The organism is Methylomonas stagni, from assembly GCF_050154735.1.
In the GTDB taxonomy this organism is placed as follows: Bacteria; Pseudomonadota; Gammaproteobacteria; order Methylococcales; family Methylomonadaceae; genus Methylomonas; species Methylomonas koyamae_A.
On sequence record NZ_CP189557.1, the window covers coordinates 4651283 to 4677077 of the forward strand.

Sequence of the window (25795 nt, forward strand, 5' to 3'; positions counted from 1 at the left end):
TTAATTTTGGGCGAACTGAGCTTCGCCTTTCGCTTGTTTGAGTTGGGCAAGCAAGGGTTGGGTTTGCGCCTTGAATTTGGCGAGTACCGTAGCGTCCATGGGAAGGGAATGAGGTAGTTTGACGGTTAGAGGATTGACGTGTTCACCGTTGATCCTGAATTCGTAGTGCAAATGTGGGCCGGTCGCTAAACCGGTACTGCCGACATAGCCGATAACCTCGCCCTGTTTCACGGAACCGCCGGTTTTTAAACCGGACTTAAAGCCGGACAGATGGGCGTATAGGGTTGAATATTTTTGGCCGTGTTCGATTTCCACCACATTGCCGTAGCCGTTCATGCCGCCTTTGAAAATGATTTTGCCGTCCCCGGTGCTCTTGATCGGCGTGCCGGTCGCCGCCGAATAATCGACGCCCTTGTGGGCGCGTATCGTGTTCAGGATGGGATGTTTGCGGTGCAAATCGAAGTGCGAGCTGATTTTGGCGAAATCCATCGGCGTTTGCAGGAAGGCTTTACGCAGACTGTTGCCTTCGGGGGTGTAGTAACCGGTGTTGCCTTGGTTGTCCTCGAAGCGTACCGCCGTATAGACCTTGCCCTGGTTGACGAATTCGACCGAGAGAATGTCGCCGCTGTCGAATTCCTTGCCGTCGACGAAGAGTTTTTCGTAAACCACGGTAAATTGATCGCCCTCCCGTAAATTCAGCGCGAAATCGATATCCCAGGCGAAAATGTCGGCCAGTTTTAAAATCAGTTTCTCAGGCAGCCCGGCGCGGGTGCCGTCTTCAAACAATGATGCGTGGATAGTCGCCTTGGCACTGGCGAGTTGGTAATCGACTTTTTTGCTGAGCAGTTCGACATCGAACTCGTCGTCGTGTCGAGTCGCAATCAGCGTTTCGAACGGGGTTTTTGCATAGGTGAGTCGTTCCAGTTCGCCATCGGCGTTTAGGGTGGCCACCACGTCGTTACCGGGGGCAACATCGGCGAATTGTTTGCCTGTGGCGTTGGCATGGACGATTTTATGCAGGTCTTCGCGGCTTAAGTTCAAGTCGGAGAAAATAGATGACAAGCTTTCGCCGGATCGGACGGTATGTTCAAGTTCTTCCGTGACGTCCAAAGGCTGCTCGGGAGCAGGCTCGACGTAATTCGTATACTGGTTGATTTTTGCGGAGATCAGGGCTTCTTGTTCAAGCGTCCTTTTATCTTCGAAGGTTCTATGCGGTATTAGTCCGTAACTTGCGCCGGCGGCAACAACGGTGTAGACGCCGAGTAGCGCCGACTTGAGTATTCTGTTCTGCACAGTAATCACTTTTCATTGTTTGTCGAGCGTCTCATTGTAGGCAATTTCGTCGTTAACTGCCATAAACGGGCATTTTTTATCCTCACGTACAATTGCATCATATAATGCGCCCCCAAACTTTAAGGTTACCGGGAGGGGAAATTGTTGCAGGAAACTTTGGCTCAACTGCGTTACGGCGCTGACGAAATTTTGCTGGAAGCGGATTTGCTGAAAAAATTAGAAGAGGGTCGGCCGTTGACGATCAAGGCTGGATTCGACCCCACCGCACCGGATTTACATCTTGGTCACACCGTACTGATCAACAAGCTCAAACAGTTCCAGGATATCGGGCATAAGGTGCAATTCTTGATCGGCGATTTTACCGCGATGATCGGCGATCCTACCGGCAAGAACGTGACGCGGAAGCCGTTAAGTCGGGAAGAGGTGGTGGAGAACGCCAAGACTTACCAGGCCCAGGTTTTCAAAATTCTCGATCCCGAAAAAACCGAAGTCAAGTTCAACTCTTCCTGGATGGGTGCGATGACCAGTGCCGAGTTGATCCAGTTGGCGGCCAAGCATACCGTAGCTCGAATGCTGGAGCGGGACGACTTCAGTAAGCGCTACAAAAGTGGTCAAGCGATTGCTATCCATGAATTCCTTTACCCGTTGATTCAAGGTTACGATTCCGTCGTCATGAAGGCGGATGTCGAGCTGGGAGGAACTGACCAAAAATTTAACCTGTTGGTAGGGCGCCAGTTGCAGGAAATATATGGTCAAAAGCCGCAGGTAGTGTTGACAATGCCTATTTTGGAGGGCTTGGACGGCGTTCAGAAAATGTCCAAATCGCTCAATAACTATATCGGCATAGCGGATACGTCGGACGATATGTTTGGTAAGTTGATGTCGATTTCCGACGATTTGATGTGGCGTTATTTCAAGCTATTGAGTTTTCGGCCGATGGCGGAAATCGAATCACGACGGCAAGCCTGCGCAGCCGGTGAGAATCCGCGTAATCACAAAGTCGCGCTGGCCCAGGAAATCGTCGAAAGGTTTCATGGGGCGGCGGCGGCGGTCTCCGCATTGGAAGCTTTCGAAGCCCGGTTTCAACGCGGCGCGCTGCCTGATGATATCCAGTCCGTGGGGTTGAAGGTCGATGCGGCTGGGATTCCAGTTGCCAATTTGTTGAAAAACGCCGGGTTGGTCGATAGCACTTCGGAAGCGATGCGTCTGATCAAGCAAGGCGCCGTGAAAATCGATGGAGAAAAAATAGAAGACGTTAAAGCCGTTATCCCGGTCGACACCAACCATGTCTACCAAGTTGGTAAGCGTAAATTTGCTCGCGTCGAAATAACGCTTGACGCGAATTAGAAAACCGCTATAATGAGCGGCTCTTCGTTACTGACTGAGTTGGTAGCGAAGAGCGGCAGGATTTGCCGGGCTTGCGGTAGTGGCTGGTTTTTCGGAAGTTGTTTGTTTCTGGCTTCGAAAATAAAGTGTTGACACTTTCTGAAAGTTCTGTAGAATATGTCGGCTCAACAGGGCGAGATGCTCTGGCTCTTTAACAAGATGAATCGAAATAATTTGTGTGGGTATGTGTGGCGATACGTTTCTGTTAGAAATTATCGGCGCAGAGAATCCACGTCAATTCGCAAGAAACGACGTTCTGTAGTCGAGCCAAGATTGGATACTAATCTTATTTAGTATCAAGCATTATTAAACTGAAGAGTTTGATCATGGCTCAGATTGAACGCTGGCGGTATGCTTAACACATGCAAGTCGAACGCTGAAGGGTGCTTGCACCCGGATGAGTGGCGGACGGGTGAGTAATGCATAGGAATCTGCCTATTAGTGGGGGATAACGTGGGGAAACTCACGCTAATACCGCATACGATCTACGGATGAAAGCCGGGGACCTTCGGGCCTGGCGCTAATAGATGAGCCTATGTCGGATTAGCTAGTTGGTGGGGTAAAGGCCTACCAAGGCGACGATCCGTAGCTGGTCTGAGAGGATGATCAGCCACACTGGGACTGAGACACGGCCCAGACTCCTACGGGAGGCAGCAGTGGGGAATATTGGACAATGGGCGAAAGCCTGATCCAGCAATACCGCGTGTGTGAAGAAGGCCTGAGGGTTGTAAAGCACTTTCAATAGGAAGGAATACCTATCGGTTAATACCCGATAGACTGACATTACCTATACAAGAAGCACCGGCTAACTCCGTGCCAGCAGCCGCGGTAATACGGAGGGTGCAAGCGTTAATCGGAATTACTGGGCGTAAAGCGTGCGTAGGCGGTTTTTTAAGTCAGATGTGAAAGCCCTGGGCTTAACCTGGGAACTGCATTTGATACTGGAAGACTAGAGTTGAGTAGAGGAGAGTGGAATTTCAGGTGTAGCGGTGAAATGCGTAGAGATCTGAAGGAACACCAGTGGCGAAGGCGGCTCTCTGGACTCAAACTGACGCTGAGGTACGAAAGCGTGGGTAGCAAACAGGATTAGATACCCTGGTAGTCCACGCCGTAAACGATGTCAACTAACTGTTGGGTTCTTAAAGAACTTAGTAGTGGAGCTAACGTATTAAGTTGACCGCCTGGGGAGTACGGCCGCAAGGCTAAAACTCAAATGAATTGACGGGGGCCCGCACAAGCGGTGGAGCATGTGGTTTAATTCGATGCAACGCGAAGAACCTTACCTACCCTTGACATCCTCGGAACTTGTCAGAGATGACTTGGTGCCTTCGGGAACCGAGAGACAGGTGCTGCATGGCTGTCGTCAGCTCGTGTTGTGAAATGTTGGGTTAAGTCCCGTAACGAGCGCAACCCTTATCCTTAGTTGCCAGCGAGTCAAGTCGGGAACTCTAGGGAGACTGCCGGTGATAAACCGGAGGAAGGTGGGGACGACGTCAAGTCATCATGGCCCTTATGGGTAGGGCTACACACGTGCTACAATGGTCGGTACAGAGGGCAGCAAACTCGCGAGAGCCAGCAAATCCCAAAAAGCCGATCCTAGTCCGGATTGCAGTCTGCAACTCGACTGCATGAAGTCGGAATCGCTAGTAATCGCGGATCAGAATGCCGCGGTGAATACGTTCCCGGGCCTTGTACACACCGCCCGTCACACCATGGGAGTGGGTTGCAAAAGAAGTAGGTAGTTTAACCTTCGGGAGGGCGCTTACCACTTTGTGATTCATGACTGGGGTGAAGTCGTAACAAGGTAGCCCTAGGGGAACCTGGGGCTGGATCACCTCCTTACAAAGACAGAACACTGTCACACGTACTCACAACAAATTATTTCGATTGAAAGACGCACCTGGGTCTGTAGCTCAGTTGGTTAGAGCGCACCCCTGATAAGGGTGAGGTCGGAGGTTCAAATCCTCCCAGACCCACCAACTAACGAAAAGGCGAAAGTCTGAATCTATTCGGGGCCATAGCTCAGCTGGGAGAGCGCCTGCCTTGCACGCAGGAGGTCGGGAGTTCGATCCTCCCTGGCTCCACCATCACGTGACGTCGATCTTAAGCCAAGATATCAACATCAACGCTATACAGCTTTTCGGTTAATAACCCAAGGCTCGATAGCATTGATATTCGTATCAATACGCTCTTTAACAATATGGAAATCTGTAACCTAAGTCTTGATCGGCTAACGATCAATACTTAAAAACGAGTTGCGGGCGGTAGCCAGCGGCTTTCGAAAGAAAGCGGCCCAAAACCTCCGTAAAACGTTCTCAAGCAACATCAGCGAACATGTCAGCGACTAAAAACCTTAATACAGACGTATTCGGGTTATATGGTCAAGTGAATAAGCGCATACGGTGGATGCCTAGGCAGTAAGAGGCGATGAAAGACGTGGTAGCCTGCGAAAAGCGTCGGGGAGGTGGCAAACAACCTGTGATCCGGCGATGTCTGAATGGGGAAACCCGGCGAGGATAACCTCGTCATCTTTGAGTGAATACATAGCTCACTGAAGCGAACCCGGAGAACTGAAACATCTAAGTACCCGGAGGAAAAGAAATCAACCGAGATTCCCTAAGTAGTGGCGAGCGAACGGGGACTAGCCCTTAAGCTAGGATAAGGTTAGTGGAACGGTCTGGAAAGTCCGGCGATACAGGGTGATAGCCCCGTACACGAAAACCTTTTTCTAGTGAAATCGAGTAGGTCGGCGCACGTGAAACGTTGACTGAATATGGGGGGACCATCCTCCAAGGCTAAATACTCCTTACTGACCGATAGTGAACCAGTACCGTGAGGGAAAGGCGAAAAGAACCGCGGAGAGCGGAGTGAAATAGAACCTGAAACCGTATGCGTACAAGCAGTGGGAGCCCCTTCGTGGGGTGACTGCGTACCTTTTGTATAATGGGTCAGCGACTTACATTTTGTGGCAAGCTTAACCGAATAGGGGAGGCGTAGGGAAACCGAGTCTTAATAGGGCGTTGAGTCGCAAGGTGTAGACCCGAAACCGGGCGATCTATCCATGACCAGGTTGAAGGTGTGGTAACACACACTGGAGGACCGAACCCACTCCCGTTGAAAAGGTAGGGGATGAGTTGTGGATCGGAGTGAAAGGCTAATCAAGCTCGGAGATAGCTGGTTCTCCTCGAAAGCTATTTAGGTAGCGCCTCGTGTATCACTGCTGGGGGTAGAGCACTGTTTCGGCTAGGGGGTCATCCCGACTTACCAACCCGATGCAAACTCCGAATACCAGCAAGTGTCAGCACGGGAGACACACGGCGGGTGATAAGGTCCGTCGTGAAAAGGGAAACAGCCCAGACCGTCAGCTAAGGTCCCCAAATCTATGCTCAGTGGGAAACGATGTGGAAAGGCACAGACAGCCAGGAGGTTGGCTTAGAAGCAGCCATCCTTTAAAGAAAGCGTAATAGCTCACTGGTCGAGTCGGTCTGCGCGGAAGATTTACCGGGGCTAAGCATAGTACCGAAGCTACGGATTCACGCTTTGCGTGAGTGGTAGAGGAGCGTTCCGTACGCCTGCGAAGGTCGATTGAGAAGTCGGCTGGAGGTATCGGAAGTGCGAATGCTGACATAAGTAACGATAAAGGGGGTGAAAAACCCCCTCGCCGTAAACCCAAGGTTTCCTGCGCAACGTTAATCGACGCAGGGTTAGTCGGCACCTAAGGCGAGGCCGAAAGGCGTAGTCGATGGAAAACAGGTTAATATTCCTGTACCAGTTGTAACTGCGATGGGGTGACGGAGAAGGCTATATCAGCGGTCGGTTGGAAGTGGCCGTTTAAGCGTGTAGGCAGGCATCTTAGGCAAATCCGGGATGCTATATGCTGAGGCGTGATGACGAGTGTCTCGAAAGAAACGCGAAGTGATAGATGCCCTGCTTCCAGGAAAAACCTCTAAGCTTCAGGTTACAAGTGGCCGTACCCTAAACCGACACAGGTGGGTGGGATGAAAATTCTAAGGCGCTTGAGAGAACCCAGGTGAAGGAACTAGGCAAAATGATACCGTAACTTCGGGAGAAGGTATGCCGTTGATAAGTGAAGTCCCTCGCGGATGGAGCGTAAGGCGGTTGCAAAAAATCGGTGGCTGCGACTGTTTAGCAAAAACATAGCACTCTGCAAACACGAAAGTGGACGTATAGGGTGTGACGCCTGCCCGGTGCTGGAAGGTTAATTGATGGGGTTAGCGTAAGCGAAGCTCTTGATCGAAGCCCCAGTAAACGGCGGCCGTAACTATAACGGTCCTAAGGTAGCGAAATTCCTTGTCGGGTAAGTTCCGACCTGCACGAATGGCGTAACGATGGCCACACTGTCTCCACCTGGGACTCAGTGAAATTGAAATCGCTGTGAAGATGCAGTGTACCCGCGGCTAGACGGAAAGACCCCGTGCACCTTTACTATAGCTTGACACTGGACTTTGAACCTACTTGTGTAGGATAGGTGGGAGGCTTTGAAGCAGGAACGCCAGTTCTTGTGGAGCCAACCTTGAAATACCACCCTGGTATGTTTGGAGTTCTAACCTCGATCCATTATCTGGATTAGGGACAGTGTCTGGTGGGTAGTTTGACTGGGGCGGTCTCCTCCCAAAGAGTAACGGAGGAGCACGAAGGTACCCTCAGCCTGGTCGGAAATCAGGCAATGAGTGCAAAGGCATAAGGGTGCTTGACTGCGAGACGGACAAGTCGAGCAGGTACGAAAGTAGGTCTTAGTGATCCGGTGGTTCTGTATGGAAGGGCCATCGCTCAACGGATAAAAGGTACGCCGGGGATAACAGGCTGATACCGCCCAAGAGTTCATATCGACGGCGGTGTTTGGCACCTCGATGTCGGCTCATCACATCCTGGGGCTGAAGCAGGTCCCAAGGGTATGGCTGTTCGCCATTTAAAGTGGTACGCGAGCTGGGTTCAGAACGTCGTGAGACAGTTCGGTCCCTATCTGCCGTGGGCGTTTGAGATTTGAGGGAAGCTGCTTCTAGTACGAGAGGACCGAAGTGGACGAACCTCTGGTGTTCCAGTTGTCCTGCCAAGGGCATTGCTGGGTAGCCACGTTCGGACAGGATAACCGCTGAAAGCATCTAAGCGGGAAGCCCCTCCCAAGATGAGATCTCACTGGGACTTTAAGTCCCCTGAAGGGCCGTTGGAGACGACAACGTTGATAGGCACGGTGTGGAAGTCCAGTAATGGGCGTAGCTAACGTGTACTAATTGCCCGTGAGGCTTGACCATATAACACCCAATGCGTTTGGGTAACGTCAAATGACGATCGCTGAAAACAACGCAAGAGAACGAACTCGATACAGATTTCCATGAAAAGCAGGTCAAAGGCAAAACCACGTAAGCGCGAATATCCGCACTCGCGGTGGTTAGCGTAGTAAATGCCTGAAGGCTAAGCCAAACGGCTTAACCGACCTGTTGCATGACAGTTGGTCAACAACCAACTTAACCAGTTTGCTTGGTGAACATAGCAAGCGTGAACCACCCGATCCCATCCCGAACTCGGAAGTGAAACCGCTTAGCGCCGATGATAGTGTGGCAGGTTGCCATGTGAAAGTAGGTCATCGCCAAGCGCCTATACCAAAAGCCCGCCTATTAATCTAATAAGCGGGCTTTTTTTGTCTTGCTCGATTAGTAACTGTCTATTTGGCGACTTATTCTGAACGATAGCCAATCGCTCGTTCCAACGCCCTTGAGCGCAAGGTGAAATAAGCTTCAAGCCGCGCTACTAGATTTTTATTGCGCATAATAAATCGTAAGAGCCCTTTTAGCCACGTCTATCACTCCTGATTAAAAGCTCTGAATATAGTGTCCACTTATAACAAGGTGGACACCTACGATGGAGAACAAGAGACGATTATCGCGACCGCTAATGGTGGGACATCGGAGTCATGGCCGTTGTCGCTATGACCCGGAAGCAAAACGGGAGCTCGGTGAAGCCTGTCTGCAGCCGGGTGTTTCGGTAGCCTTGATGGCATTGGAACACGGCATCAATGCCAATCTGATGCGCAAATGGATTAACCGGCACTGTGAAAATGTCAGTGCAGCCCAGCCCAGTACCCCAGCCATACGATCGGCCTTTGCACCGGTGCTGTCAATGGCGGCACCGAAGTCAGTAGACAACACCGCCCTCACCACCCAAGCCAGCACGGGTTCGGTGAGTAAGCCTTTGGGGATGATGCGCGCCGGTGGCGGCGTGATCCGGATGCTGTTGTCGCAGCACGGACAGGCATATTTGATGCGCTGATATTGAATAATGTGGATTTGCTGCGGCACGATATCGAGTTGCTCACTGATGTTAGCGTCGATTTCCACCAGGCGTGTGCCGTCATGGGCGCAGATGCGCTCGGCTTCCGCTAGTTCATGGCGCACAATCTCGCGAGGCAGGAGGGGATCGAGCGGTTTGCGGCCGCGTTTCTTGCGACTATGGCCTGCCCTTCGACAGCTTCAGGTGTGGTTTCCTCGGCCACCGGTGCAGCGTTGGGTGCCAGAGCTTCGGCTTCGTTCAGAAACAGATCGCGCTGAGCCAGATTCGCTCTGGCCTCGGACTTGGCCGCATACAGACGATGCAACAGTTTGATCCGATCCCGCCGCCGATTGCTGAACACATCGATCGCCGGTTCAAACGGATTCAAGCCTAATGCCTGCTCGACCAGCAATGCCAAGCCATTGATGGCCTTGCGGCCATCGACCGGTTCGCGGTGCAAGTAGACCTTTAATCTCGGCTCGAAGGGAACACAGCAAGGCGGCCAGACCGTTCAATATATTCAATAAAGGGGATAGATCGGTCAAGCTAACCCCTTGATATTCAATAAAGGGGATAGATCGGTCAAGCTAACCCCTTGCAATTCCAGTTTAACGCCATTCGATAACGCTATATTGAAGCTGCTGCTGGAGCCGCTATTTGAACCGCAATTTTCGCCGCACAGTTTGCTTCCGTCCGGGACGGATTCCACATCAAGCGGCACAAAGCATCATCAACAGCGGCAAGCAGTACGTGGTGGATATTGATTTATCGAAATTCTTTGATCGAATCTATCGTGACCGGTCGATTGCTCGCATGGGATAACGGATCACCGACAAACGCATACTGCGCCTGATCGGCCTGACGCTGCGAAGTGGCGTCCTGATCGGTGGTGGTACGGAGCGAAGAAGGGGCGATGCAAGGCGGGCCGCTATCCGAATAAACTGCTACCGCTTTGTCCGAAAAGCCAATCGCGTGGTTTAAAGGGCATGCAATGCAAATTACCCTACAAATTTGACAAAAAACGACTGTTGCTGGAGCGTCCTTGCTCGGAAAATGCCAGAACTGTGACGCGGGCGTATTAAAGTTTGGCGTTTTTTTGCTGTCAGTTAGTTTTGAATCGACTATATTATTTCCATCTAGTTCTTGTGGTCTACTCGGGGCATGCTTTTAGGCCCATGAGTTGAGCGGTTGTGCTGATGCGATCGAGACACAACGTCGACCGGAAAGCGGCACTCTAATTCGTAACGGGTAAAATGAGTTTATAGGCGATAGTCGCAACCGACTTTGCTGCCTTAAGAATACGGGCAGGCCACAACTCTCATTCATTTCAGTTAAGTGGAATCGTATGCAACCGAACCATCGAAATCGCAACGTCAGCCTTGTTCCGCTTCGTGCCGGCGCCTTAGCTTCATTAATCAGTTACTTAGTGGTCGGTCACGCGGTCGAGGTGGTTCCCGAGGCCGGCTCGATTTTGCGAAATATCAAACCCGAATCGATTTTGCCGGGCAACTCGCAAGTCCCGTTCGAAATATCGGAACAACCGGCGCCTGCCGGTGAAAGCGACATCCGCATCCAAGTAAAGGGTTGGAAGATCAGCGGCGCCGTGTTGATTAGCGAGGCCGATCTGCAGTCGTTTCTAAAAGACTATATCGGCAAGGACTTGAACTTGCTTGAACTGCGCAAAATCACTCGCGATATCGCGGCGTATTACCAGCAACGTGGTTTTTTCGCCCGCGCGCTATTGCCAGCTCAGCAAATTCGCGACGGTATCGTCGAAATCCTGATCCGCGAAGCCACCCTGGGCAAGGTCGAAGTTGACGACTCGGCTAACACTTACCGAAACGACATTCCCCGACAAACGATGTTGGCGGCTCAGCCGGCGGGAGAAGCCTTGCGGTTGGCCGATATGCAGCGCGGTATTTTGCTGTTGAACGACCTGACCGGCGGCACGGTATCGTCTACCCTGAAAGCCGGCGCGAGAGCGGGTGAATCCGACCTGCTGTTGAAAATCGACCCCAGCAACCTAATCAGCGGCTCCGTGGATTACAGCAATACCGGCGTGCGTTCGGTCGGCATGAACCAGTTCGGTGGGTCTCTGAACCTCAATAACCCCTTGCGTTTGGGCGACTTGGCGACGTTGCGCGTTCAGGGCGGCAGCGGCAACGTTTACGGGCGGGTCGCTTATTCGTTGCCGGTGGGTTACTCCGGGCTTCGGGTTGGTTTGGCGGCGTCCGCGTTGGACTATACCTTGGGCGAACCCTTTCAGTCGTTGGACGCGCAAGGCTCGGCCTGGACCGGCGGCACTTTCGCGACCTATCCGCTGCTGCGCGGGGTGAGTACGAATCTGTACGTTGCCAGCGGTTTCGACGATCGCCACTACTACAATACCAGCCTTGCTAGCGTGGTCAGCGACAAAGAAGTGCAAAGCGGTTACGTCGGCCTGAGCGGCGACCATCAAGACGATTGGCTCGGCGGTGCGGTGACCTTGTTCGGCGCGACCATGGTGGCCGGCAATCTGGATTTGTCGGGCAGCCCAGTCGATCAAGCCCAAAATCGGGCCACGGCTCGAGCCGGCGGCGCCTATCAAAAATTCTCGCTTAATGCTTCCCGCCTGCAAGGTCTGACCGACAAATTACGCTTGTACGCCGGTTTCAGCGGACAGTTGGCTACCAAAAACCTGGATTCCTCCGAAAAATTCAGCCTCGGCGGTCCCTTCGGCATCAGAGCCTATCCGGTCAACGAAGCCCTCGGCGATGAGGGCTATCTGATGAATTTCGAATTGCGCTACGAAGTTTACGAACATGTCGAGTTGGTCGGTTTCATCGACCACGGCGGCATCACGTTGCATAACGATCTTTGGCCGAATGCCACCGAAGGCGTTCCCAATCACTACACGCTCAGCGGCGGCGGTGTCGGTATCAACTGGACGGTCCCCGGCAATTTCGTCATCCGCGGCAGCGTTGCTCAACGCATAGGCGCCAACCCAGCGCGCTCTACGGACGGCAACGACTCGGACGGAACTTACAAAACGCCTCATTTTTGGGTCAGCCTGAGCAAAGCGTTTTAAGCGTCTTCGGGCTCCGTTTTTCCACCAACTCAACCTGCGATACCACCGTGGACAACCAATTGCTATTTTATAAACGCATCGTCAGCCTGAACCCCGCCGCTCACGGTCGGTTGCATATCGTGCCGTCCGACGACGTAGGATATGCGCGAGTTAGTAACTCGGTACCGCTGATTGGTCCGGAATTCGGCGAAGCCGGCAAGGAATACCCGATCGCCTTCGCCAAAGCCGGCGACGGGCACTTTGTCCCGGTCGCGGTGCTGGGCTTGAACGATGGCGAAAACCTGTTCGTCAATGGTGCCGGTCGCTGGGCAGGTCATTACATACCCGCCTTCGTCCGCCGATACCCGTTCGTACCCGCCGAGCAAGCCGAAGACAAGCAATTGATCGTTTGTTTTGACGACACTAGCCCACGTTTTAACGAAACGGCCGGCGAGCCTTTGTTGGTCGACGGCGAACCGTCGGCTTACCTGCAACAAATCATCGCCTTTTTGCGGGAGTTCCACGCCGAATCGCAACGGACTGCGCAATTCGCCGCCACCTTGCACGAATTGGACCTCTTAACCGAGCGTCGCGCCGATGCGGTATCACCGAGCGGCGAGCGTTACTCGTTGTCCGGTCTTTGGATAGTGGATGAGGCGCGCTTCCAAAAAATCAGCCGGGATGCGTTGGACAGCCTGTTCCAAACCGGAGCGCTGGGATTGATCTATCTGCACTTGGCGTCGTTGAGCAATTTTGCCCGCCTGTTGGAACGCAAAGCCGCCGCAAGCACCGAAAAACCGCACTGATTCGAGAGGACAGTCTCATGACTAGACATGCCAGCCAATGCCGCACGCCGCACTTCAACCGTCATCCGCTGGTGCTGGCGATACAGATCGCCTTGGCCGGCGCTTGGCAGCCCGCCTTGGCCGAAATGGCCGGCAACGCGTTGCCGAGCGGAGGGCAAGTGGCGTCGGGACAGGTGAAAATCCACCAAAACGGCGCTCGGATGGATGTCGTACAAGGCAGTCAGAAAGCCATCATCAACTGGCAGAGCTACAACATCGGTGCCAATGCCCACGTGGATTATCAACAACCTAACGCCCACTCGATTGCGCTGAATCGGGTGACGTCCGGCGAAGCGTCGGTCATTGCCGGTCGATTGACCGCCAACGGCCAAGTGTTTCTGGTGAACCCTAACGGCGTGCTGTTTGCCAAGGGCGCCCAAGTCGACGTTGGTGCGATGGCCGCGTCGACGATGAACATCAGCGATGCCGATTTTCGTGCCGGAAATTACCATTTCAAGCGCGACGGCGGCGATACCGGCGTTGTCAACCAGGGCGAAATCCGTGTCAAGGACGGCGGATACGTGGCCTTGCTGGCCCCTAGCGTCAGCAACGAAGGTCTGGTCCAGGCCCGTTTGGGCACGGTAGCGTTGGCCGGCGGCGATGGCGTAACACTGGAATTGGACGAAGGTAAACTGGTCAATGTTCAGGTCGATCCCGCCACCGTCAATACGCTGATCGAGAATAAGCAGCTGATCCGCGCCGATGGCGGTCGGGTCATTATGACCGCCAGCGCCGCCGACCAATTGCGAGGTGCCGCGATTAACAACGGCGGCGTGGTCGAGGCCAAATCCCTAGTCAATCGCGGCGGTTCGATAGAACTGATCGGCGACGAAGTCAGTAACAGCGGTACACTGGACGTGTCCGCCGCCGAGAATGCTCAAGGCGGCAATGTCGTCGAGCGCGGCCAGCTGGTTGTCGATACCGGCACGGTCCGCGCCGACGGTAAAAGCGGCGGCGATATTCGCCTGACTGGCGACCGCGTGCTGCAAACCGGAACGCTTAGCGCCGAGGGTACCGTCTCCCACGGCGGCCGAATCACGATTGCCGCCGACAGTCGAGTCGTCCAGACTGCGTCCGCGAAACTATCGACTAAGGGAACCAAAAATGGCGGCGACATCGCGGTGACCGCGGGCGGCCAGGGTGGCGTATTCAGCTCCGCTACCCTGGATGCTAGCGGCGTTTCCGGACAGGGTGGCAAGATCACCGTCACCGGCGGCAAAGACGTCACTTTGGCTGCTGCGACGCTCACCGCCAACGGCGCCAAGGGCGGCGGCAAGATCAGTATCGGCGGCGGTTTTCATGGCAAGGACGCGGCGGTTCGCAACGCAACGTTGGTCCGGATCAACCCCTTTACCCAGTTGCAAGCCGATGCTACCGCAAAAGGCGACGGCGGCGACGTCGTGGTTTGGTCGGACCAGAATACCGATTTTTACGGCAATATATCCGCCAAGGGCGGTCAGAACGGTGGCGATGGCGGTACCGTTGAGGTGTCTTCGCACGATACGCTGATCTTCGGCGGTAGCGTGGCGACGGCCGCGCCCAAGGGCCGCAACGGCAATCTGTTGCTGGACCCGCGCAACATCACGATAGATAACAGCGGCAAATACCCGCAATTCGAATTCGAAGACCCCAACCCCACCAATACACTGGGCGTTACCTCCGGTTTCGGTACCGGGACCTCGGTGCTGTGGAGCACGAACGTGGTGGTCACCAACCCCTACGACGACTTCGGCGGTCAGGATGCCGGCGCGGTCTATTTATATAACGGTTGGTCCGGCGCGTTGTTGGCGACGTTGACCGGCAGCCACGCCGACGATCGCTTGGGCAGCGGCGGTATCACCCTGCTTGTTAGCCAAAATACCAACACTAACGTCAACGTCTCGTTCAATTCGCAGGGCAACTTTTTGATTTCCAGTCCGCATTGGGACGGCGGCAAGGGGGCGGTGACTTGGTCCAGCGGAACCACGGGGCTGAGCGGAACGGTGACGTCGTCCAACAGTTTGGTCGGCAGTTCGGCGAGCGACGCGGTGGGCAGCGGCAGCATTGTGTTGATCGACAACTACTACGGCACCGCCAGCCATGCGTGGAACAACGAAAACGGCTATTTAAAATATCTGGTGCTCAATCCTCAGTGGAATACCAATACCGGTGCCGTGACGATGGGTAGCGCTTTGAGCGGAATATCCGGTGTCATTTCATCTTCCAACAGTCTGGTAGGTGGTGCCGCTGGGGACCAAATCGGCAGTAGCGGGGTCACGCAATTTGTCACCGAGTTTCACGATTACAACAGTAGCGGCGCGTTGATTACCGCCACCGAGTATTACCGAAATTTTTTCGCGATCGCCAGTCCGCATTGGCAAAACGGTGCCAGCGCCGATGCCGGCGCGGTCACTTGGGCTAGCGGTTCCGCCGCATTGACAGGTACCGTTTCTTCGTCGAACAGTCTGGTCGGGGGCAATGCCAACGACCAGATCGGTAGCGGCGACATCAAAGTGCTTTATTACACCAGCAGCACCAACTACAACAGTCAACCTAGCGACACCCCGCCGCACGGCCACGTGAATACTTACCGTACCGACGCCGCTTACGTGGTCGCCAGTCCGCACTGGAACGGCGACAAAGGTTCGGTCACTTGGCTCGACGGCGCGACCGGTTACGCGTCCGGCGGCGCGACTGCCGGTTTCGCCGTTTCTTCGGCTAATAGCTTGGTTGGCGCGACCGCAGGCGATTTGGTCGGTAGCGGCGGCATCCAAGTCCTCAGCCACTACACGAGCCGTAATCAGGATACAGGATACACCTCGACGCACCCTTATTATCTGATTCTAAGCCCGCACTTCAACAACGGAGGATCGACCGCCGATGCAGGTGCGATTACCTGGGGCGACGGTCGCAATATCACCTACGGCACCATCACCACAACGAACTACCTCGGCAACACCTTAACCAATATTCCGACCGAAACTACTACTAACAACGGCGGCGTGTCCGGCGTCATCGGCAGCGGCAATAGTTTGGTCGGCAGTCACGCTGGCGACCAGGTCGGCAGTGGCGGCGTCACCGACCTTGGACAAGACCCCGGCTATGTGGTCCTTAGCCCGCTGTGGAACAGCAGCGCTGGCGCGGTTACCTTCTGGGATGCTACCGCCACCAAGACCGGAACTCTAGGTTCGGCTAACAGTCTGGTCGGCTCGACCGCCAACGATCATGTCGGCGGCGGCGGTATTTTGCTGAAAAGCGGTTATTACTTAGTGTTGAGCCCGGATTGGGATAACGGTGGAGCGACCGACACCGGCGCGATTACCTGGGGCAGCAAGTCCAGCGGTGTCAGCGGCGCGGTCGGCGCGGGAAACAGCCTAGTCGGCAGCACCGCCAACGATGGCGTAGGCAGCGACGTCAATAATATCGTCGATGTGGGCGTGGCCGATTACGTGGTCCTAACGCCCACCTGGGATAACGGCGGTAATGCCGACGCCGGCGCTGCCTCTTGGGGTAGTTCCGGCAGCGGCGTCAGTGGCGCGATCAGTAGTAGCAACAGCTTGATTGGTAGTCACGCCAACGATCGGGTCGGTAGTGGCGGCGTCGTGGCAACTTATAACGGTGTCGATACCGCGGATAGCTGGTCCTATACCTACTACTACAGCGTGATCAGTCCGCACTGGAACGCCGATCGCGGGGCGGTCACGATGGGCGCCGAAGCTAGCGGCATTCAAGGCACTGTCGGTTCCGGCAACAGCTTGGTCGGCGATACCGCCGGCGACCAAGTCGGCAGTGGAGGTGTCAAGGCCGGCCAATACACGACGCTGACCTACAACGGGAGCTCCTGGTCCGGCACCCGCACCGCGTATTATTTGATCGCCAGTCCGAATTGGAGTGACGGCGGCACCGCGAACGTCGGAGCCGTCACCAAAACCGCCGCCGCGAACGGCATAACCGGGAGTATCAGCTCGGCAAACAGCTTGATCGGCGGCACCGCGGGCGATCAAATCGGCAGCGGCGGCATCACGCTGTTGCCTTACGACTGGACAACCGGACCGGCCAACGCCAACGGTCAAAAGCAATATCATCTGGATTACTATGCGATCGCTAGCCCGTATTGGGATAACGGCGCTACCGCCGACGCCGGCGCGGTTACTTGGGGCAGTGTCACAACCACGGCAGGCGCCGCTTCCCCGCTGACAGGTAACGCCAGCGCGGCTAACAGTTTGGTTGGCACGCACGCCAACGATCGTGTTGGTAGCGGCGGTGTCGTTGCCCTCCCGGCGGAATATAACAACGCGACGCGACTAGGCTACGTCGTCATCAGCCCTAATTGGGGAAACGGCACCGACAGCCAATTGGGCGCGGTGACCTGGGGAAGCCGTTTGACGGGTTTGCTTGGCGCCGTCAGCGCCGGCAACAGCTTGATCGGAGCCACGGCGGGTGACCAAATCGGCAGCGGCGGCGTCACGGTATTGACCAACGGTTACGATCCTGTCAACAGTGTCTACACCTATAACTACTTGGTCTTAAGTCCGCATTGGCACAGCGGCGCGAATGCCGACGCCGGTGCCGTGACCTGGGTCGCCGAAAAAACCGGCTTTGCTTACGGCGAGAGCAGCCAAGGCGCCGTGGTCGGCGCCGCTAACAGCTTGGTCGGCAGTCATGCCGGCGACCAAGTCGGCAGCGACGGCGTCATTGATCTGGGCGTCTCGTATCTGGTGGGTAGTCGGCATTGGCACAATGGTTCGGCCGCGGACGCCGGCGCGTTGTCTTGGGCGCGGGCCAGTATCGGCGGGGCCGGCGCGGTGTCCGCCAGCAATAGTTTGATCGGCAGCTACAGCAATCAGGATGTCGGCCTGAACCAAGTCCGATTAACGGTGAACTACAATACCTACTATTACGACTATCTGGTCATCGATACCGATTGGCGTAACGGCGGGCTGGCGAACGCGGGTTCGGTGACCTACGGCGACGCCTTTTACGGCATCTTCGGCGAGGTATCGGTCGCGAACAGCGTTGTCGGCACCACCGCCAATAGTGGCATCAGCTTCGATACCGGCGGACCCTGGGTCGATTATTATCAATATGCCGGCACCAACTATTTCAGCTTGCTGCCCGGCTTTGCCTACGATCACGGCGATACCTTCGTGGTCAGCTTCGCCAACGAGAACACCGGCCGGGTCACCTCGGGCGCCACCGATCCGAGTCGCATCACCTACGGCATGGCGATCGGCAAGGACATGACCATTGCACCGGGCGTGTTGACCAATTTGCTCGGGTGGGGCACCAACGTCACGCTACAAGCCAGCAACGACATTACGGTTAACAGCGCCCTCAACGTCGCCGGGCTTTTCAGTTCGACCGCGACGCTGAAATTGGAAGCGGGCCGCAGCATTTACGTCAATGCCGATATCACCACCGACGGCGGCAATTTAGTGCTGCACGCCAACGATTTGGCCGCCAACGGCGTCGTCGACGCCGATCGCGCGGCCGGGAATGCGGTTATCGAATTGGCCCACGGCGTTACGATAGATGCCGGCGCCGGTTCGGTCACCATGGAATTGCGCGACGGTACCGGCAACACCGAGGACGATAGCGGCAACATCACGCTGGCGGGACAAATCCTGGCCGATACCATCAGCATTATCCATCGCGGCACCGGAGGCGCGAGCGGCAGCAAGAATATCGTTTTGAACAGCGGTGCCGGCTTGACGGCCAACGGCAGCGGGGACGCGCTGGTTTTGGCGGCCGCCAGCGGCGGCGAACTGGTCAATAATGTCGGCAGCGGCGTACTCTCCGCCGCCAACGGTCGTTGGTTGGTGTATATGCACAGCCCATCCGGATCGACGGAAGGCGGACTTACCGGCGCGGCCGGTTCGGCACTACCGAGGCTTTACAACAAAACCTACGACGGCGACCTGCCGGGAACGATCGTCGCGGGCAATCACCTGATCTACGACTATCAGCCGAGCTTGAGCGTCGATGTCGGCAACATCAGCAAAACCTACGGCGATGCCGATCCGAGTGCGAGCAGCGCCTTTTCCGGCTACGTCAACGACGACGGCGTGACGGACTCGGCCACGGTCGCGGGTTTAAGCGGCACGCCCAGTTTTAGTATCGTCGGCGGTACCGCCGGCACAGGTCGCGAGGTCGGTAGCTACACGGTCAACGGTGCGGTCGGCTCGGCCGCGATCAGTGGCGGGGCCGGTTATTCGACGACGATAGGCACCGGCGGCGCCAGCGGAACCTTAACGGTCAACAAAAAAACGTTGACCGTGACCGCCAGCAACGACAGTCGCGCATACAACGGCTCGGGCTATAGCGGTGGCCATGGCGTCAATATTACCGGCTTCGTTAACAGCGAAACCTCTAGTGTATTGGGCGGTAGCGTCAGTTACGGCGGAACCTCGCAAGGTGCCACCAACGCGGGTAGCTACGCCATCACCGCGAGCGGCTATACCGCGAGCAACTACGATTTCAGTTATGTCGACGGCACCTTAACGATCACACCCTTCGTCGTCAGCCTGACCGGCAACCGGACCTATAACGGCAGCACCAACGTGGCGGCCGGCATCTTCTCTGCGGGGAGTTTGGTCGGTAGCGAAACCCTGAACCTGAGCGGCACCGGCACCATTGCCAGCAAAAACGTCGGCACCGGCAAAACCGTAACGCTGGGGACTTTGGCGCTGGCCGACGGCACGAACGGCGGCTTGGCCAGCAACTACACGCTGAGCGGCGGCACCCATACCGCGGATATTTCAGCGGCCAGCTTGACCGTCAGCACCAGCGACGTCAGCAAAGCCTACGACGGCGGCACCACGGCGGCCGGCACCGCAACCATCACGAGCGGCTCGCTGTACGGCAGCGACAGCCTCAGCGGCGGCACCTTTGCCTTTAGCGACAAAAACGTCGGCAGCGGCAACAAGACGGTGACTGTGAGCGGGGTGACCGTCAGCGACGGCAACAGCGGCGCCAACTATTCGGTGAGCTATGCCAATAACACCACCAGCACCATCACGCCCTTCGTCGTCAGCCTGACCGGCAGCCGGACCTATAACGGCAGCACCAACGTGGCGGCCGGCATCTTCTCGGCGGGGAGTTTGGTCGGTAGCGAAACCCTGAACCTGAGCGGCACCGGCACCATTGCCAGCAAAAACGTCGGCACCGGCAAAGCGGTGACGCTGGGGACTTTGGCGCTGGCCGACGGCACGAACGGCGGCTTGGCCAGCAACTACACGCTGAGCGGCGGCACCCATACCGCGGATATTTCAGCGGCCAGCTTGACCGTCAGCACCAGCGACGTCAGCAAAGCCTACGACGGCGGCACCACGGCGGCCGGCACCGCAACCATCACGAGCGGCTCGCTGTACGGCAGCGACAGCCTCAGCGGCGGCACCTTTGCCTTTAGCGACAAAAACGTCGGCAGCGGCAATAAGACGGTGACCGTGAGCGGGGTGACCGTCAGCGACGGCAACAGCGGCGCCAACTATTCAGTGAGCTATGCCAATAACACCACCAGCACCATCACGCCCTTCGTCGTCAGCCTGACCGGCAGCCGGACCTATAACGGCAGCACCAACGTGGCGGCCGGCATCTTCTCGGCGGGGAGTTTGGTCGGTAGCGAAACCCTGAACCTGAGCGGCACCGGCACCATTGCCAGCAAAAACGTCGGCACCGGCAAAGCGGTGACGCTGGGGACTTTGGCGCTGGCCGACGGCACGAACGGCGGCTTGGCCAGCAACTACACGCTGAGCGGCGGCACCCATACCGCGGATATTTCAGCGGCCAGCTTGACCGTCAGCACCAGCGACGTCAGCAAAGCCTACGACGGCGGCACCACGGCGGCCGGCACCGCAACCATCACGAGCGGCTCGCTGTACGGCAGCGACAGCCTCAGCGGCGGCACCTTTGCCTTTAGCGACAAAAACGTCGGCAGCGGCAATAAGACGGTGACCGTGAGCGGGGTGACCGTCAGCGACGGCAACAGCGGCGCCAACTATTCAGTGAGCTATGCCAATAACACCACCAGCACCATCACGCCCTTCGTCGTCAGCCTGACCGGCAGCCGGACCTATAACGGCAGCACCAACGTGGCGGCCGGCATCTTCTCGGCGGGGAGTTTGGTCGGTAGCGAAACCCTGAACCTGAGCGGCACCGGCACCATTGCCAGCAAAAACGTCGGCACCGGCAAAGCGGTGACGCTGGGGACTTTGGCGCTGGCCGACGGCACGAACGGCGGCTTGGCCAGCAACTACACGCTGAGCGGCGGCACCCATACCGCGGATATTTCAGCGGCCAGCTTGACCGTCAGCACCAGCGACGTCAGCAAAGCCTACGACGGCGGCACCACGGCGGCCGGCACCGCAACCATCACGAGCGGCTCGCTGTACGGCAGCGACAGCCTCAGCGGCGGCACCTTTGCCTTTAGCGACAAAAACGTCGGCAGCGGCAACAAGACGGTGACTGTGAGCGGGGTGACCGTCAGCGACGGCAACAGCGGCGCCAACTATTCGGTGAGCTATGCCAATAACACCACCAGCACCATCACGCCCTTCGTCGTCAGCCTGACCGGCAGCCGGACCTATAACGGCAGCACCAACGTGGCGGCCGGCATCTTCTCGGCGGGGAGTTTGGTCGGTAGCGAAACCCTGAGCCTGAGCGGCACCGGCACCATTGCCAGCAAAAACGTCGGCACCGGCAAAGCGGTGACGCTGGGGACTTTGGCGCTGGCCGACGGCACGAACGGCGGATTGGCCAGCAACTACACGCTGAGCGGCGGCACCCATACCGCGGATATTTCAGCGGCCAGCTTGACCGTCAGCACCAGCGACGTCAGCAAAGCCTACGACGGCGGCACCACGGCGGCCGGCACCGCAACCATCACGAGCGGCTCGCTGTACGGCAGCGACAGCCTCAGCGGCGGCACCTTTGCCTTTAGCGACAAAAACGTCGGCAGCGGCAATAAGACGGTGACCGTGAGCGGGGTGACCGTCAGCGACGGCAACAGCGGCGCCAACTATTCAGTGAGCTATGCCAATAACACCACCAGCACCATCACGCCCTTCGTCGTCAGCCTGACCGGCAACCGGACCTATAACGGCAGCGCCAACGTGGCGGCCGGCATCTTCTCGGCGGGGAGTTTGGTCGGTAGCGAAACCCTGAGCCTGAGCGGCACCGGCACCATTGCCAGCAAAAACGTCGGCACCGGCAAAGCGGTGACGCTGGGGACTTTGGCGCTGGCCGACGGCACGAACGGCGGCTTGGCCAGCAACTACACATTGAGCGGCGGCACCCATACCGCGGATATTTCAGCGGCCAGCTTGACCGTCAGCACCAGCGACGTCAGCAAGGCCTACGACGGCGGCACCACGGCGGCCGGCACCGCAACCATCACGAGCGGCTCGCTGTACGGCAGCGACAGCCTCAGCGGCGGCACCTTTGCCTTTAGCGACAAAAACGTCGGCAGCGGCAACAAGACGGTGACTGTGAGCGGGGTGACCGTCAGCGACGGCAACAGTGGCGCGAACTATTCGGTGAGCTATGCCAATAACACCACCAGCACCATCACGCCCTTCGTCGTCAGCCTGACCGGCAACCGGACCTATAACGGCAGCGCCAACGTGGCGGCCGGCATCTTCTCGGCGGGGAGTTTGGTCGGTAGCGAAACCCTGAGCCTGAGCGGCACCGGCACCATTGCCAGCAAAAACGTCGGCACCGGCAAAGCGGTGACGCTGGGGACTTTGGCGCTGGCCGACGGCACGAACGGCGGCTTGGCCAGCAACTACACGCTGAGCGGCGGCACGCATACTGCCGACATCGGGGCCTACACGGTCGATCTGACCGGTAGCCGTACCTACGACGGCACCACAGTCATCAATGCAGCCAGTTTGACGACCTCTACTCTGGTTGGCGGTGAAACATTGACTCTGACCGGCGCCGGAAGCGTCGCGGACCAAAATGTCGGCACCGGTAAAACGGTCGCGCTTGGCTCCTTGGCCTTGGGCGACGGCGACAACGGCGGTTTGGCTAGCAATTACACGTTGGTCGGCGGTACGCGTAGCGCCGATGTGACGGCCTACGCAGTCAGTTTGACAGGCAATCGCAGCTACGACGGCAGTACCAACGCGGCGGCCAATATTTTTGCCATGAGCACTCTGGTCGGAAGCGAAACCTTGAATCTAACCGGTACCGGCACGGTGGCGGATAAAAACGTAGGGGTCGGTAAATCCTTGACGCTGGGCAGTCTGGCGCTGGCTGACGGCAGTAACGGCGGTTTGGCCAGCAACTATACCCTGGTGGGCGGCACCCATAACGCCACCATCTCCGCGGCAAATTTGACCGTCGGCACCGAAAACGTCAGTAAAACCTACGATGGCAATACGTCGGCAATCGGCACCGCGATCGTCTCGAGCGGCACACTCTACGGTAGCGACAGCCTGATCGGCGGCTCGTTTGCCTTCACCGATAAAAATGTCGGTATCGGCACCAAAACCGTCACGGTTGCCGCTGTCACCGTGAACGATGGCAATTCCGGCGATAATTACTCGGTGTCCTACCTGAATAACACCACCAGCACGATCAACCCGTTTGTCGTGAACCTGAGTGGAGGCCGGAGTTATGACGGTACCACAGTTGTCGCCGCCGGGGATTTGCACACCGGAAGTCTGGTCGGTGGCGAGACTTTAATCCTCACGGGGGCGGGCGCCTTAGGCGATAAAAACGTTGGTACCGGTAAAACCGTAAGTTTGGGCTCCTTGGCGTTGGCCGACGGAAGCAACGGCGGCCTGGCCAGCAACTATACATTGATCGGCGGCGATCTTAGCGCCGACATTAGCCAAGCCAATTTGGTTTTGACCACCAGCGACGTCATCAAAACATACGACGGCACCACGTCCGCCTCGGGAACACCGATCGTCAAAGCCGGCAGCGGTAGTCAGCTCTTCGGCTCGGATAGTTTATCCGGCGGCGTGTACACGTTTACCGATAAAAACGCCAACGGCAGCAGCACCGTGACGGTTAGCGGAATTAGTGTTTCCGACGGCAACGGAGGCAACAATTACTCAATCAGTTATAGCGACAACACCACCAGCACCGTTCTGCCCTACGTCATCCATTTAACCGGTTCGAGAGTGTTCGACGGCAGCAATGTGGTGAATTCCGACATTTTCAATTTAGGCACCTTGGTCGGTAACGAAACCCTGTTGCTGAGCGGCGCGGGTTTAATGTCGGATAATCGCGCGGGTATCGATAAACCGGTCGATCTCGGGACTTTGGCCTTGGCCGACGGTGGTAATGGCGGTTTGGCCAGCAATTACACATTAGCCGGCGGCAACCCAATGGTCACCATTCTGCAACCGCCTACGGTCAATACCCCAGCGCCGACCGAGACCGTTAACGCTGGCACCGTGGTACCGGATAACGGCGGAAGTTCGAATAGTAACAATACCGGCAGTGGCGGCGGCGGACGGACTACCGGCTTGGCCATGTCCGCGCTGCGAGGTACCGACAGCAACCGCAGCGTGCAATTCAGTATCGCCGACTCGGGGATCAATAGCGGCGGGAACGCCGCAAGCGGCATGGCGACGGGCGGTGAAGCGCCGACTCAGTTAAGCAATACCGTGCATTTATTGGCGTCTCAAACCCTGGTAGCGGGAAGTCAGGTGCAGATCGTCGCCCATGTCGAGGTGAGCGATTACTCGAGCGGGTTCAGCTTTGCGCTGCCCGCCGGCGCATTGTCTACAACGGCCGGCGAAGGCACCGTTACAGCCAAAATGGGTAACGGCGAACCGCTACCGGCTTGGCTGAATTTCAATAGCCACTCTTTAAGTTTTAGTACCGACAACGCTGGTGCCGCGCAATTGCCGCTGCAAGTCGTCATTACTCAAACCAGTCCGAGCGGCCAACAAAAATCGATTGTCGTGACCATCGAAAAACAAGGCCAAGCGATCTGACTTCTCGGCAATAACAGCCGGTCTAGGGTTTCCCCGATCGATCGGCTTTAACCGAGTCTTCTCCTGCTACGCAATGACCATTACGTAGCCTTCGGCACCCAGCGGAGTGTCTTCCGCCGAGGACAAATCCAGCTGTAATTTCGGCGAATATTGGACGGGTAATTTAATCCCGTCGCCTATTTCAGGAAAAATCGCGCCCTTACCTCAGCCTACACGACCCTAGTTTGCGAAGGCTGGGGACGCGAGCTGCTCCGCAGGATGAAGATAAACGGTTTATCGGCTGACTCTTAGGTTTTAAAGTAAGCGGTTTATTAACCGCATCTATATCCGCAGATCGAAGCAAGCGGAGATAGTGTTCACTGATAACGAGGTGGATACCTATGACGGAGCGCAATAGGCGATTATCCCGGCCATTAATCGTCGGGTACCGGCGAGACTGCCGATGTCGCTATCGCTTTGTCCGAAAAGTCAATCGCGTGGTTTAAAGGGCGCTTACTCACAACGTTGAAATGCGAGCTTCCAACTCGACTAAGTCACCCATTCCAATTTGATGCAGAATTAATTTCCCCGTGCTGTCGATTAGGAATGTCGTCGGGGTTAAGTTTACGTTACCGAAATCAGCAGCGCCGCTGCCGTCGACATCCAACGCAACGTCGTAGGGTAGCTTTCGCTCTCTCGTTAGTTCTAATACCCGATTCGGGGGATCGTAATACATCGCTACCGCGATAATTTTCAAGCCACGGTTGGCAAATCGATGATGCCAATTGATCAAGGTGGGGATTTCAGAAAGGCAGCTGGCGCAGTCCGTCGCCCAAAACGTGACCAATACCGGTGAGCCATGCAATTGCCGCAACGAAATTTGCTCGCCGTTTAACGAGGTAAAAGTGTGGTCTGGCGCGAGCGGTGTTTGGTCGATTAGCTGGAAAATTCCGGCGGCACCGCCAAATAGCAGCAAAGCGAACAGCGCGGTCTTTAGTGTCATGGGTTTTTTCAATCGGGGCGGTCCG

At 56.5% G+C, this 25795-nt stretch carries 7 protein-coding genes, 2 tRNA genes, 3 rRNA genes and 3 pseudogenes; 11 read left to right on the forward strand and 4 right to left on the reverse strand.

From position 1 onward, the window contains the following. Complete coding sequence (locus ACP4CD_RS21290; RefSeq protein ID WP_426992517.1) at positions 1-1293, reverse strand: peptidoglycan DD-metalloendopeptidase family protein; 1293 nt, start codon at positions 1291-1293, stop codon at positions 1-3. 144 nt (positions 1294-1437) lie between these two features. Here ACP4CD_RS21290 and tyrS point away from each other — a divergent pair, with 144 nt between their 5' ends. The 7 genes and pseudogenes from tyrS to ACP4CD_RS21325 form a co-directional block, all read left to right on the forward strand. Further along, positions 1438-2640, forward strand: coding sequence for a tyrosine--tRNA ligase (gene tyrS, locus ACP4CD_RS21295; protein ID WP_426992518.1), 1203 nt, complete (start codon positions 1438-1440; stop codon positions 2638-2640). Positions 2641-2987: 347 nt separating this feature from the next. Beyond that, a 16S ribosomal RNA gene (locus ACP4CD_RS21300) occupies positions 2988-4521 on the forward strand. A gap of 60 nt (positions 4522-4581) precedes the next feature. Beyond that, positions 4582-4658: transfer RNA gene (locus ACP4CD_RS21305), tRNA-Ile, on the forward strand. A 32-nt stretch (positions 4659-4690) separates the two neighbouring features. Beyond that, positions 4691-4766: transfer RNA gene (locus tag ACP4CD_RS21310), tRNA-Ala, on the forward strand. Positions 4767-5058: 292 nt separating this feature from the next. Further along, positions 5059-7952, forward strand: a 23S ribosomal RNA gene (locus ACP4CD_RS21315). A gap of 225 nt (positions 7953-8177) precedes the next feature. Further along, positions 8178-8293, forward strand: a 5S ribosomal RNA gene (gene rrf, locus ACP4CD_RS21320). The 16S, 23S and 5S rRNA genes sit together here with 2 tRNA genes alongside, the layout of an rRNA operon. A gap of 299 nt (positions 8294-8592) precedes the next feature. Next, a pseudogene (locus ACP4CD_RS21325) lies at positions 8593-8718 on the forward strand (hypothetical protein); the annotation flags it as partial. 127 nt (positions 8719-8845) lie between these two features. Here the strand turns inward: ACP4CD_RS21325 and ACP4CD_RS21330 are convergent. After that, positions 8846-9292: pseudogene (locus ACP4CD_RS21330) on the reverse strand (IS66 family transposase zinc-finger binding domain-containing protein); the annotation flags it as partial. Between the two features lie 54 nt (positions 9293-9346). After that, positions 9347-9427, reverse strand: a pseudogene (locus tag ACP4CD_RS21335) (hypothetical protein); the annotation flags it as partial. 197 nt (positions 9428-9624) lie between these two features. On the opposite strand from ACP4CD_RS21335, the gene ACP4CD_RS21340 reads away from it, so the two are divergent. From ACP4CD_RS21340 to ACP4CD_RS21355, 4 genes are all read left to right on the forward strand, one after another. Beyond that, a complete protein-coding gene (locus tag ACP4CD_RS21340; protein WP_281023426.1) occupies positions 9625-9789 on the forward strand; it encodes a hypothetical protein in 165 nt (54 codons plus the stop codon). A 523-nt stretch (positions 9790-10312) separates the two neighbouring features. Next, a complete protein-coding gene (locus tag ACP4CD_RS21345; RefSeq protein WP_426992520.1) occupies positions 10313-12034 on the forward strand; it encodes a ShlB/FhaC/HecB family hemolysin secretion/activation protein in 1722 nt (573 codons plus the stop codon). A gap of 47 nt (positions 12035-12081) precedes the next feature. Further along, entirely contained in the window at positions 12082-12819 is a 738-nt protein-coding gene (locus tag ACP4CD_RS21350) for a SapC family protein (RefSeq protein WP_175463715.1), read from the forward strand. Between the two features lie 17 nt (positions 12820-12836). Then, positions 12837-24788, forward strand: a complete 11952-nt coding sequence (locus ACP4CD_RS21355) for a YDG domain-containing protein (protein WP_426992521.1) — start codon at positions 12837-12839, stop codon at positions 24786-24788. Positions 24789-25284: 496 nt separating this feature from the next. Here the strand turns inward: ACP4CD_RS21355 and ACP4CD_RS21360 are convergent, their stop codons facing one another. Continuing rightward, positions 25285-25782, reverse strand: a complete 498-nt coding sequence (locus tag ACP4CD_RS21360) for a TlpA disulfide reductase family protein (RefSeq protein ID WP_426992522.1) — start codon at positions 25780-25782, stop codon at positions 25285-25287. Between the last annotated feature and the right edge of the window lie 13 nt (positions 25783-25795).

Bases quoted from the DNA above. Each gene is read 5' to 3' on its own strand.
- ACP4CD_RS21345 (WP_426992520.1), top strand. From the start codon at position 10,313: ATGCAACCGAACCATCGAAATCGCAACGTCAGCCTTGTTCCGCTTCGT.
- ACP4CD_RS21355 (WP_426992521.1), top strand. From the start codon at position 12,837: ATGACTAGACATGCCAGCCAATGCCGCACGCCGCACTTCAACCGTCAT.